At 40.1% G+C, this 11,599-nt stretch carries 11 protein-coding genes; 9 read left to right on the top strand and 2 right to left on the bottom strand.

Annotated features, from left to right (window positions below; translation table 11 throughout):
• The first annotated feature begins 579 nt into the window (after window positions 1-579).
• Window positions 580-939 (top strand): hypothetical protein, encoded by a 360-nt coding sequence (locus F0145_RS20730; RefSeq protein WP_150091544.1) that lies wholly within the window; start codon window positions 580-582, stop codon window positions 937-939.
• Between the two features lie 98 nt (window positions 940-1,037).
• Here the strand turns inward: F0145_RS20730 and F0145_RS26310 are convergent, their stop codons facing one another.
• Window positions 1,038-1,184 carry a hypothetical protein gene (locus tag F0145_RS26310; protein ID WP_190277608.1) on the bottom strand — a complete coding sequence of 49 codons (147 nt, stop codon included), beginning with the start codon at window positions 1,182-1,184 and terminating at the stop codon, window positions 1,038-1,040.
• Here F0145_RS26310 and F0145_RS20735 point away from each other — a divergent pair.
• From F0145_RS20735 to F0145_RS20765, 7 genes are all read left to right on the top strand, one after another.
• The gene (locus F0145_RS20735; RefSeq protein ID WP_223816182.1) at window positions 1,174-2,784 is read left to right on the top strand and encodes an N-acyl-D-amino-acid deacylase family protein; all 1,611 of its coding nucleotides are present in this window, start codon (window positions 1,174-1,176) and stop codon (window positions 2,782-2,784) included. The two genes, F0145_RS26310 and F0145_RS20735, sit on opposite strands and share 11 nt — an antisense overlap.
• Before the next feature lie 339 nt (window positions 2,785-3,123).
• Window positions 3,124-4,299: an alpha/beta hydrolase family protein gene (locus F0145_RS20740; RefSeq protein ID WP_150091546.1), complete on the top strand. Its 1,176-nt coding sequence runs from the start codon at window positions 3,124-3,126 to the stop codon at window positions 4,297-4,299.
• A 214-nt stretch (window positions 4,300-4,513) separates the two neighbouring features.
• On the top strand, window positions 4,514-5,530 hold the full coding sequence (locus F0145_RS20745) for an acyltransferase family protein (protein WP_150091548.1): 1,017 nt from the start codon (window positions 4,514-4,516) through the stop codon (window positions 5,528-5,530).
• Between the two features lie 94 nt (window positions 5,531-5,624).
• On the top strand, window positions 5,625-6,683 hold the full coding sequence (locus tag F0145_RS20750) for an AI-2E family transporter (protein ID WP_150091550.1): 1,059 nt from the start codon (window positions 5,625-5,627) through the stop codon (window positions 6,681-6,683).
• On the top strand, window positions 6,680-7,369 hold the full coding sequence (locus F0145_RS20755; RefSeq protein ID WP_150091552.1) for a hypothetical protein: 690 nt from the start codon (window positions 6,680-6,682) through the stop codon (window positions 7,367-7,369). The genes F0145_RS20750 and F0145_RS20755 overlap by 4 nt, the downstream gene beginning before the upstream one ends.
• Window positions 7,370-7,608: 239 nt before the next feature.
• Window positions 7,609-8,553: a DUF3644 domain-containing protein gene (locus F0145_RS20760; protein ID WP_150091554.1), complete on the top strand. Its 945-nt coding sequence runs from the start codon at window positions 7,609-7,611 to the stop codon at window positions 8,551-8,553.
• 65 nt (window positions 8,554-8,618) lie between these two features.
• Window positions 8,619-8,996, top strand: a complete 378-nt coding sequence (locus tag F0145_RS20765) for a hypothetical protein (protein ID WP_150091556.1) — start codon at window positions 8,619-8,621, stop codon at window positions 8,994-8,996.
• Window positions 8,997-9,284: 288 nt separating this feature from the next.
• Here F0145_RS20765 and F0145_RS20770 read toward each other — a convergent pair whose 3' ends face one another.
• Window positions 9,285-10,121, bottom strand: a complete 837-nt coding sequence (locus F0145_RS20770) for an alpha/beta fold hydrolase (RefSeq protein ID WP_150091558.1) — start codon at window positions 10,119-10,121, stop codon at window positions 9,285-9,287.
• Between the two features lie 435 nt (window positions 10,122-10,556).
• Here F0145_RS20770 and F0145_RS20775 point away from each other — a divergent pair, with 435 nt between their 5' ends.
• Window positions 10,557-11,192 carry a Crp/Fnr family transcriptional regulator gene (locus F0145_RS20775; protein WP_150091560.1) on the top strand — a complete coding sequence of 212 codons (636 nt, stop codon included), beginning with the start codon at window positions 10,557-10,559 and terminating at the stop codon, window positions 11,190-11,192.
• Window positions 11,193-11,599: the final 407 nt, after the last annotated feature.

Consider the following 11,599-nt stretch of genomic DNA (forward strand, 5'->3'; position numbering starts at 1 on the left):
ATAGGTTAAGATAACCAGATGTATGTTATGCTTTTGTTAAGTACCCACTGCATTTGATTTTTTTGAGCCATTGAATTAGTCAGTTGTAGCTTTTCTTAACCGGGCACAAGTAGGTTTTAGGTAATTAATATTTCAAAACGTGATTGGGAAAATCTAAAAACCGGGTGTAGTCATGGTATTCAGGTTAGTTGGTATGCAACCTGAATATTTAACAGCAAATAAAAGCTGGTACATTAATTTCTGTTTTAGTTTCTAACCAGGTTAACGACTTTTTTTACAAATCCTCTCTTCAATTTTCAAGAAATTACTTAGTTCTCTGCTAACTAACGGCTCATTAAAAGCAGCAAGTAATCTAAATTTTATGCGCTAACCTACAGCAGAATAGCTAATACGCTATAATAATTACTGGATAATTTTGAAATTAATTCAGATAAAAACCCTATACATTCAAAAAAAGACAATAAATCAATTTATACTAATAATACATTTAATAATTTTCAATATAATTACCAATATTTCAATATTATCGAATATTTGTTAAATTATTTGCAATTAAAATTTTACCAGTACTTTAAGGGTATGAAAAACACCACTACCATTTCCCTTAGCCAGTTCAAGTATTTTATTTTGCAGCATAACCACCGGAACGCCGTTGGTATTTTATTTGAAAACGAAGAAAAAGTTACTTACTGTAACTTAACCTTGCTGCCTTACCTAAGCGAGTTAACCGGTACTATCCAATATAAATTAGACATTTGTCCCGAAAGTGCTATTCGGTTGTGTTCTAACCCAGATTTTCGGCAGAATATTCAGATAGGCCTGATGCGCTCCCTGATAGATATTACCCAAGACCTGCAGGAAGTAAAAAGAACATTAAAAATTAGCAAACGCACCAAAGAAGCCAAAGCTTTACTAAATGCCGATTCTGAGATGCGCTAATTAAGCTTCTTTCCTGATGATGGGTTTAAGCAGCGGCTGTATATTCTTATTGACTTAAAGTAAAGCCGGTAAGCTGCAATTTGTATTAAGTATTTACATTATATCTTATTAAGGTAATAGCCGTAGAACCGTTTTACTTTTAGTAAAATAGGTAATACCCGGAGGTATAGTTCTTCGTGCTGGTAATCACGCAAACTTTTATCTAAAAATAATAGTTTGGTAGTAAGCCCTAAGATGATGTTCATACTGTATTTATTTTTTACAGCCCTGCTGGCATTATTTACTGTTCAGGATGTTCAGGATGCGCCTGAACCCAAAATTCAGGTAGCGGAGTCCGACCTATTGCTGAAGAACGGCAAAATTATTGATGGCACCGGTAACTCGTGGTATTACGGCGATGTAGCTGTGCAAGGCGACCGCATTATTGCCATTGGCACCTCCTTGAATATTCCGGCCAAAAAAATTATTGATGTAAATAAAAAGGTCATCGCGCCCGGATTTATAGATGTGCATACCCACATTGAAGGCGATGAAAAAGCCGCTCCCCAAGCGGAAAATTTTGTTTACGATGGCGTAACTTCTATTATTACCGGTAACTGCGGTATTTCCAACACCGATATTGGTAAATATTACCGGTATTTAGATAGCCTCAAACTTTCCATTAACATTGGTAGCTTTATTGGGCACAACGATGTGCGGAAAGCCGTAATGAAAATGGATAACCGCCAACCTACTCCAACAGAATTAAACCAGATGGAACTACTGGTGGAAAAAGCCATGCAGGATGGAGCTATGGGCTTTTCTACCGGCCTGATTTACACACCCGGCACGTATGCCGGCACCCCCGAAGTTGTTGCTTTAGCCAAAGCTGCTGCCAAATACCAGGGCGTTTACACTTCGCACATCCGCAACGAAACCAATAAAATATTCGAAGCCATCGACGAAGCCCTGAATATTGGCCGTAAAACCGGTATGCCCGTGCAAGTATCGCACTTTAAAATAGGCAAACCCAACTGGAACCGCTCGAATGAAACCTTGGCCATGATAAAAAAAGCACGGGAAGAAGGCCTGGAAGTAACCATCGACCAATACCCGTACACCGCCAGCAGCACTACTATTTATACCTTAATTCCGTCGTGGGCTTTAGCCGGCGGACAAAATAATATTAGCTCCAATTTTCGTAAACCGGCTATCCGCAAAAAAATTATTGCCGAAATGGTGGGCGACATGAAACGGCGCCAGCGCCCCGATTTTAGTTATGCTGTAGTAGCCAGCTATAAAGCCAACCCGGCTTACAATGGCAAAAATATTTCGCAGATAAACCAATTGCTGAAACGGCCCAAAACTATTCCGGCGGAGATTGAAACCATCCTGGATTTAGCCGAAAAAGAAAGCGCCCAAATGGTATTTCACAGCATGAACGAAGCCGACGTGGAATATATTCTGCAATATCCTTTTACCATGGTAACTTCTGATGGGGGCTTGCGGGAATTTGGCGTAGGCGTACCGCACCCGCGCAGTTACGGCACCAACGCCCGGGTACTGAGCCACTATGTCCGCGACCGCAAAATTATTATGCTGGAAGATGCCATCCGGCGAATGACTTCGTTGCCTGCACAAAAGTTTGGCTTAACCGAGCGGGGTTTGCTCCGGAAAGGCCTGATTGCCGACATTGTGGTGTTTGATCCCAATACCATAAAAGACTTAAGTACTTTCGAAAAACCGCACGCATACACCAAAGGCGTAGAATATGTACTGGTAAACGGGCAACTAACCCTGGCCGAAGGCAAGCATACCGGCGCTCGCAATGGCGGTCTCCTATACGGCCCCGGCTATCAGGAATAATTAAAAGTCTTTTCTTAAAACCAGCTTTTGCCTAACCAGTAAAGCTTACTTTCCTTCTGTAAAATATTAACCCTTCCGCCCTCCGGGCACCTTTCTTAAATTAGGGAAAGAGTTGCGGCTAATGCTTTGATAGGCCTAAGTTTTGCATTAGCCGCAACTCCTTGGCTAAAGAGGGGCAGAGGTGGTTTGATATTATTTTCAGAACAATAATCTAAACAACCTTGTCTAATTTTAACTCATAACCTTTCTAAAAGTAAATTTTATTGCAACCAAACCCAAATCTAAAACATTGATTAAGTCGTACTTGAGGCAAAAGATTAAACCAAGCATTGGTTACCTATGAAACAGAAGACCGCTCGTATGCCACGATTATATTTAATTTGCTTAAGTGCTTTTTTTACTTTTTTGGGGGCCGCGTGCTCCAACGAGCACAAACCCGAACAAAATGCGGCGGAGACTTCTGCTACAATCGAAGAAAAACCGGGAAAGCCCGGTACGGCCGCTCCCGATAGCGCCACCGCAACCGAAACGGTTAGTCCGGCCAGAAAAGAAGTAGCCCGGATGCCGGAATATACCACTTCCCGCAAATACGTGTCCTTCTCGGCCCAAAGTTTGCAAGCCTGGCAAAAAGCAATACCCGAAATCCAAAATATTAAGGTTACTTCTACCAAAGACGGCAAACAGGAACCCGCTTTGTTTTTTAATTCGGGCAGTGCCGAGAAGAAGCCGCTGCTGGTAGTGCTGCATAGCTGGAGCGACGAATATTTACAGCAAGCCAGTATTCCGTTTTGCTTATGGGCTAAAAAATACGATTGGGTCTTTATTCAACCTAATTACCGGGGCATATTCCAAACCCCCGAAGCCATGGGCTCTGAACTGGCTATTCAGGATATTGTGGATGCGGTAAATTATGCCAAGAAAAATGCCAACGTAGATGCCAGCCGGGTTTATGTTACCGGGGCCTCGGGCGGCGGCATGGGTTCGTTGCTGGCGGTCAGTCACCATCCCGAAATTTGGGCTGGCGTAGCTGCTTGGGTGCCCGTGGTGGATATTCTGGATTGGTATAAATATAATGCTAAATTCCCGAGCCGAAAATACCGCAAACAAATTGTAGCGGCGGCAGGCGGCGACCCAACCCAAAGCGAAAAAGCTGCGGAAGAAACCAAAAAACGCAGCCCAATTGCCCATTTAAGCCAAAAGATAAACGTACCTATTTACATTGCGCACGGCATTAAAGATATTCTAGTTCCCCCCGACCATGCTTTACGGGCTTTTAACCTGCTGGCCAACGAAGACGATCGGTTTACCGAAGAACAAATAAATTATATCTTAAAAAATCAAGCGGTGCCGCCCAGCCTGAAAAGTTCTAACGCCGAAACTTATTTTGGTCCCGCTGATCCGAAAGTGCATTTGGTGCGAGAATCGGGTAACGTAAAACTGGTGTTGTTCGAAGGTGTGCACGATTTGGTGTATAACCCTACCCTATTGTGGCTGAACGAACAACAAAAACGCTAGCTGCTGGTTATAGTTAAATAATAACCAAAAACCTTGTTTAACGCCATAAAATCAAAACTTAAGGCCGATCCGGTATCCGGAAAGAAGGAAAAGGCTAATAATATTATAACCATAAAATAGCAAAACTATCCTTATTTGAGCAATATCATTTTTCTAATAAACCCTAAAAACCTTAATTAGCCAACGCCTGTAAATATTACCGCCCCTAAGCACCATGCGTAAAGAATACCAGCAGATAGATGTAATTAAAGGCTTTGCCATTATTGCGGTAATAATTCTGCATTCGGTAAACGAAGAAGTACTGCTAGATACTTACTCTATTTTGCACATTTGGCAGGCGGTGCCTTTGTTTATTATTATCATGGGCCTGAATGCCGGCATGTCGATAGGCAATAAACAACCCCAGCTTGCCGATTTATACACCAAAACGTATTTTAAAAAGAAATTCGAGCGCATTGGCATTCCGTTTCTGGTCATTTTTGTATTATCGATTGTGCTGGGGTACGTATGGTATTGGTTTACCGGACAATACAAAATAGAGTTCCGGGCTTCTAATTTAATGGGAATATTACCGGTAGCCGGTCCGGGCAATTATTTTATTACGCTTACTTTCCAGTCTATCCTGCTGCTGCCGTTATTTAAATATTTGTTTAAGTGGCATCCGCTTACCGTGTTAATTTTACTGGTGGTGCTAGAGGTAATATTTCTGCTCATTAGTGTTAATCTGCATTTATTTACCCGTAATAATTATTTGTACAGCGCGGCCTTTCCGCGTTATTTTTCGGCTATTGCGTTTGGTTTGGTTTTGTCTAAGGTAGTTATCCGGCCATTCAGGGCCACCAAAATAATACTAATTACCAGTGCCGCCTTTATAAGCTGCGTTTACCTGCTGGAGATTACGTACGGCTACCTCGATATTCCGCAGATAAAAGAAGAATGGAAAACCCAGAATGTGTTAACTTTTAGCTACGCCGCTTTTATGACGTTCTTGTTGTTTAAAGCCTTGCCTAACCGTTCCGAAAACTGGTTTCTGAAATTTCTGGCCGCAATGGGCAAATCGTCTTACCATATTTTTCTGGTGCAGATTGTATATTTTGGCTTAATTAACCAAAAAGATTACCTGCTGCTAAACCTGCTTATTTGCCTGACTATTGGTTATTTGTTCTGCCGCTTCGAAGATCCGGCAAAAGCCTACTTTACCCGGCAAAAAGCAGTAAAACCAGTTTGCTAGGCGCTAAAGCAATTTTTTACCGCTTCAAATATTTCTTTCCCGGGCTTTCCGGTAAAAACATCCCTTTGTATTTTCCGTTAAGTTTTGTTTACAGATGAATACCAAACGGATAGATTTAAACCAGCTTAACAAATTTCTGCTTTCAATATTTCTGGTATTGCTTATGCTTTACCTGGGGCGGCTGTTTCTGATTCCGGTGGCCGTGGCCATTTTTTTTGCCATGCTGTTGTACCCGCTCGCCAAAAAGCTGCAACATTACGGACTAAAAAAATCAACGGCGGCCATGGCAGCTATTTTGCTATTGCTGGTGGTGTTAGCGCTGGTAAGCCTGGTGGTTTATAACCGGATAGAATATCTCCGGACCGATTTACCCGAAATGGAGCTGAAAATAAAAGAAAAAACAGCGCGGCTGCAATGGCTATTGTACGAAACCACCGATATTTCGGAATATGAGCAGAATGCTATTTTGGAACAAAAAAAGCCCGATATTTTTAAAGCCATTGGCAAAGCCCTGAAAAACTTTTTAATCGATAGCCTTTACCTGCTGCTGGTAATATTCATAATACTCACCTACACGTTTTTCATGCTCGTATACCGGCACCGCATCCGCAATTTCTTTATTAAAGTAAACTGGTTTCACGATTATAAAGAATCTAAACAAGTGCTTTTCCGGATTACCCGCATTGTGCACGATTATCTTAAAGGCACATTTACGGTTATTTCTATTCTGGCCGTGGTGTATGCCCTGGGTTTCTGGGCCATTGGCCTGGAACACGCCATACTTTTTGCCTTAATTACGGCGCTGCTGCGTGTAATACCATATTTTGGTTCTTTCTTGGGCATTGCTTTACCTATTGTTTTTGCTTTTTTGTTAAAAGATTCGTTGTGGTACCCCGTTGTAATTTTATTATTTTTTATGGTTACCCAATTGCTGGAAGCTAACCTGCTAACGCCTTACATTACCGGCTCCCGTGTAAAGCTTAACCCCTTGGCCACCATTATGGTAATATTATTGGGTAACTTAATTTGGGGCGTACCCGGCATGATATTGTTTGTGCCTTTATTTGCCATTTTAAAAGTTATTTTCGACGAAATACCCCAACTGCATCCCTACGGCTACATTCTGGGCAATGAAAAGGAGGAAACCGAATGAACCGTTTTCTTTCGCGCGAAGCTTCTTTGGGGTTAGTACAGCGCATACTGCAAAGTTCTTACCCGCAGGTATATGATTACGAAAAGCACCGGCTAATTATTCTGGACCAAAACCAAAACGAATTAATTTATTTCCGGCTGCCCATTACCATGCCGCCGCCCGACCTGCTATTATCCGGCTCGCAAACCAAAGTAAATTATATTATTCTGCTTATTCAATCCGGGAGTTGTGCTGTAGGTTATTTCGAGAATGGTGTAAATTTAAACCACAAGGTTCTCCGGGCCTACATGGTGCGCATGAAACAAGGCAAAAGCCAGATAAAACACTTAAAAACCAAAGGCAAATCCCGGGCCGGCTCCCGGGTACGGCTCGGCGAAACCGTAGAGTTTTTCGAGAATATTAACGAACGCCTGCAGGAATATTTTGCCCAGCACCAGGTGCACCGCATTGCCCTGAGTTGTTCTAAAATATTAATTCCTTACTTCTTCAATTCCAAAGTACCCACCCCCTTTGATAAGCGCGACGCGCGCATTTACAAAATACCCAAACACATAAACCTACCCATTTACGAGGTACTGCTGGATACACATAAATTCTTACTAAAAGGCGAACTTATTTACGAAGATCTTTATCAGGGAATAGTGGATGAGTTGCTGGGTGCGAATAATAGCAACCAGGAAGATTAACTCCAATATGGCTAGTTGAATAATTTACCACCACCTTAAGTGCCATAGTTCCTTCTCGAAGAATGCAACCAACCTATTGTATAATATTTATTCATAATTTTGATATTCCAACAAATACAATTATATTAATCCCAATAAAATATTAGCATTATTTTATATAATGGAGGTACGTGGCTATATAATTAAATGAAATGAGGTACCTACTTGGGCTATGTACAAGTTTAATAATTAAAATATAAATGGATAATTGTGAAATAAACTTTAAAACTTCTGCGAATATACTTGATAATGCGTTTGACCTTCTACATCCAACAATCGAAATTCTAAAAAGGAATGAAGATCCTTTGTATATTATTGCTGATGATAAAGAATTAAAAGCTGCTCTTATTACAATTACAACTAGTGTGGAATTATTGTTAAAGAGTAAAATTGCTTCTATTGACTGGAAGAAACTATTTTATGAACCTTCCAAAGCTGATACAAATAAATTGCTAAATGGAGATTTTAAGAGTTTAAACTTCGAAAAATGTTTAGCAGTAATTGAAAGCATTTCACCCATTAAGCCTAGCCATAAAAGAGATATTGAAATAATAAGAAAAATAAGAAATAAAATAATCCATTTTCATTCAAATATAGAAAAAAAAGAACTTGTATCTTTAATATCTGTTGGACTTGACATTTTTATTGAATTCTACCGAACCTATATTCTTTCTTCATTTTGTGAAGATCAAGACAGAACAAAAGATATTGATAATAGACTTAAATATGTAAAAGAATACGTAAGTACCAGACTTCTTACATTAAAGGAAAAATATAAAACATTTAATAAACCAAAGACCTTTTACTTTTCTGAGTGTAATAATTGCCTGCAAGATGCATTTATTCTTAAAAACAATAACACTGTCAAATGTATTTTTTGTAACTACGAATCTGATATTAAATGGATTGCCGAGTTTCATTCTAAATTTAATGGGCTAACTAAAATTTGCCCGAAATGTACATTTCATTCAATGTGCGCAATACACTCTAAAGAAGATAAAGAAGAAGCATGGGATTGTGTTGTTTGTGGGCATTTTATCAATAGACCTAAACAATGGAATATATCAATTCAGTCCCATTTGCTATCAGCAAACTCATTAAAAGAAGAATTCAAAAATACTCCTATTGAACAAAATTTAAAATAAATATATTAAGCAGTTACTTCTTATATCCACAAATCTATTAACATCATTAAAGCAGAAAATATTAAATGGACTTTGTACAACATAACTGGGAAGATTTTGTCAAATATTACAATAATAAATTTATAAAACCCTTAGTAGACTATAGAAAAGCTGATGCACTTTTAAAAATTCACTCAACAATGAGTGGATGGCACCTTGTACTTGATTTAGTAACTTGGTTATCAATATTAGCAATTCCATTATCTATCATCCTACTTTTTTTTACTATATGGTGGTTACCTTTTGTGGTTATTCCCATATCATTTGTATGTATGACATCAATTCGAAAAAAGGTTATTAGAACTGTAATTACAACATCATTAAACAATCCTCATTTCTATTATGACGCAGTAGATTCAGGAACATTAAGACTAATTATAGCAATAGAGCCACAAAAAATTTAACTTTCATGAAAATAATGCCCCTTCATGGCAATTTACATTGCAAGTCTCTAAAGCTTATGGTAGCACCTACTCCCCTGTAAGGGGCTGCATTTACTTGCGCTATATTAATCAGGCCAGACACAAAAAAGAGAGGCTAAACATTTTAAGTCTAACCTCTCTTTATTTGCTACCACGTTTTTGTGTTAGCTTACAACCCTATTATACGAACCTAAAAGGCTAAGGTTTAATAATTTAATATTTTATTTAATCGTATATCCAATAATTGTGCAAATTCTAACTTCAGAATATTCAGGCGGTAATAAACTGAATTAAATCCTGGTTCAGTTTTTCTTTGTGGGTATAAAATAGCCCGTGCGGTGCCCCATCATACACCAAATATTGGCTATTCGAAATTAGTTGAGCCGTCCGGTCGCCGCTGGCCTTAATGGGTACGGTTTGGTCGGCATCGCCGTGAATAATTAAAGTGGGCACGTTGATTTGTTGCACATCGTTCCGGAAGTCGGTTTGGGCAAAAGCAATGGCACATTGTTCGGTGGCGCGCGGTGAAGCTACTGAGGCCAGCATCCGGTAATATTCGAGTAAAGGCGTACTTACCGGGTGGCTGATTAAGTTTACTCCGAAGAACTTTTTGCCAAAATCATCCAGAAAACTGATCCGGTCTTTTTTTAAGTTAGCTAATATTTCTTCGAATAAACTTTGGTCTACGCCCTCGGGGTTGTCGGGAGTTTTAGCCAGAAAAGGGGTAACTGCACTAATTAAAACCAGCTTAGAAACCCGGTCATTGCCATATCGGCTCAAGTACCGGACTGCTTCGCCCCCGCCCATCGAGAATCCCACTAAAACGGCATCCCGCAAATCCAGTTGCTCCAGTATGATATGTAAATCATCGGTAAGCGTGTCGTAATCATAATAATCCCAGGGTTTAGCCGAGTGGCCAAAGCCCCGCCGGTCGTATTTAATTACACGTAAACCCGCGCTAACCAAATCATTAACCTGGTATTCCCACATTTCTTTACTCAGCGGCCAGCCATGAATTAATACTACCGGGCGTCCTTTCCCATAATCGGCATAGGCTAACTGTATTTCTTCGCCGGTTGCGGCATCTTGTTTCTTTATAAATTTCATAGTTTAAATTAATTGTTGTTTAGGGTTTTACATAGAAGCTGTTTAATATTTCTGTTTGGAACAGGATAAGCTGCCATTAGCGCCATGGGTGGTGTTATCACCGCCCATACTTGAGCTACTGCCAAAATTCTTGCTGGTGCTTCCACAGCACGGGCAGCGGTTTTCTCCAATTATCTAAATGCGAAACAGCTTCATTAAAAAGAATAACTAACGCGCAGTTGTTTTGTTTATTAACTTTTAGCTGGTTGCCTCGGGTTTCCGGTTTTAACTATCTTCTATTCTTACGCTAGTTGGTTATATTTTTCTTGCAGCATCCGGAATATCTATTGCGGAATGAAGCAGCCTGTTTAAATATTAAGGCACCGTAAAAATATTTAAAGCATAAGCGCGCTAAAAAAGGTATATTCAAGCCTGTTTAATTATTTTGTTTGTGGTATGGCAGCATTAACTTCAGCAGAACTAACGCATTACCGGCAGCGCCTGAAAGCCTTTGTAATATTTACCGATGCCGAATGGAATATTTTTGCGGAGCACCTGTACCGGCGGAATATTCGGAAGCGGGAAGCGTTAATAACCCAAGGTCAGGTTTGCCACGAGATTGGCTTTATTTTATCTGGTTCATTCCGCTTTTTCTTCGTAAAAAACGGGGTAGAAATTAGTAATTATTTCTGTTTCTCCGGCGAGTTAATTAGCGCGTACCAAAGCTTTCTGAAACAAGCCCCGAGTTTCCCCACCATCGAAGCCATGGAAGATGCTTCGCTCATTTGCTTTTCGTACACATCGCTGCAAGCATTGGTGCAAAACCCCATCATGACGCTTAAAATGGAACGTTTTGGGCGATTGGTGGCCGAATACCTGATTTGCTGCTACGAAGAAAGAGTAGTTTCTTTTGTTACCCAAAGCCCCGAAGAACGCTACTGCGAACTCCTGCAAAAACAACCCGATTTATTGCAGCGTGTACCACAGCATTACGTAGCCAATTACCTGGGCATTACCCCGGTTTCGCTCTCCCGCATACGCAAACGGCTGGCAACCGCCGCCACTCCCAAAACCCTGACTTTAGTAGCTTAAAAAGATTATTATTTTCTGTTGATTATCAATAATACAGCCTAATCACCAGATATTGATTTTAGAAGATTTTAATTTCCACCTGTCATTCAGCAAGAATTTATTTGACTGATTCATTTACAGTCACTATTGGAAACTTATACCAATTCATATAATATTATTCTCTAGGAAGGCTGAACAGGCATTATTTTAAAGTATAAGTTCTTTGTTGTCTATTCAGGGCTCTTTGGTATTAAGTGGTACTTCTGCGGCCTTTCTAGCTTGTGTAGCGCGGCTTTTCTACTGGAGTAGCTTAACCCTTCCGCCCTCCGGGCACCTTCCCTAAATTAGGGCTACGATTAGGACACAAAATGGAGCGGGGAGCTGTTGGGGGTAAATGGCAGATGCAATATTTAGCAACATTCGGATAG

It is taken from the genome of Adhaeribacter rhizoryzae (assembly GCF_008629685.1).
GTDB classification, from domain to species: Bacteria; Bacteroidota; Bacteroidia; order Cytophagales; family Hymenobacteraceae; genus Adhaeribacter; species Adhaeribacter rhizoryzae.

What these genes read in the sequence shown, in the direction of transcription:
- F0145_RS20745 (WP_150091548.1), top strand. Translation starts at nt 4,514, where the DNA reads ATGCGTAAAGAATACCAGCAGATAGATGTAATTAAAGGCTTTGCCATT.
- F0145_RS20740 (WP_150091546.1), top strand. Translation starts at nt 3,124, where the DNA reads ATGAAACAGAAGACCGCTCGTATGCCACGATTATATTTAATTTGCTTA.
- F0145_RS20765 (WP_150091556.1), top strand. Translation starts at nt 8,619, where the DNA reads ATGGACTTTGTACAACATAACTGGGAAGATTTTGTCAAATATTACAAT.
- F0145_RS20735 (WP_223816182.1), top strand. Translation starts at nt 1,174, where the DNA reads ATGATGTTCATACTGTATTTATTTTTTACAGCCCTGCTGGCATTATTT.
- F0145_RS20730 (WP_150091544.1), top strand. Translation starts at nt 580, where the DNA reads ATGAAAAACACCACTACCATTTCCCTTAGCCAGTTCAAGTATTTTATT.
- F0145_RS20755 (WP_150091552.1), top strand. Translation starts at nt 6,680, where the DNA reads ATGAACCGTTTTCTTTCGCGCGAAGCTTCTTTGGGGTTAGTACAGCGC.
- F0145_RS20760 (WP_150091554.1), top strand. Translation starts at nt 7,609, where the DNA reads ATGGATAATTGTGAAATAAACTTTAAAACTTCTGCGAATATACTTGAT.
- F0145_RS20770 (WP_150091558.1), bottom strand. Translation starts at nt 10,121, where the DNA reads ATGAAATTTATAAAGAAACAAGATGCCGCAACCGGCGAAGAAATACAG.
- F0145_RS26310 (WP_190277608.1), bottom strand. Translation starts at nt 1,184, where the DNA reads ATGAACATCATCTTAGGGCTTACTACCAAACTATTATTTTTAGATAAA.
- F0145_RS20750 (WP_150091550.1), top strand. Translation starts at nt 5,625, where the DNA reads ATGAATACCAAACGGATAGATTTAAACCAGCTTAACAAATTTCTGCTT.
- F0145_RS20775 (WP_150091560.1), top strand. Translation starts at nt 10,557, where the DNA reads ATGGCAGCATTAACTTCAGCAGAACTAACGCATTACCGGCAGCGCCTG.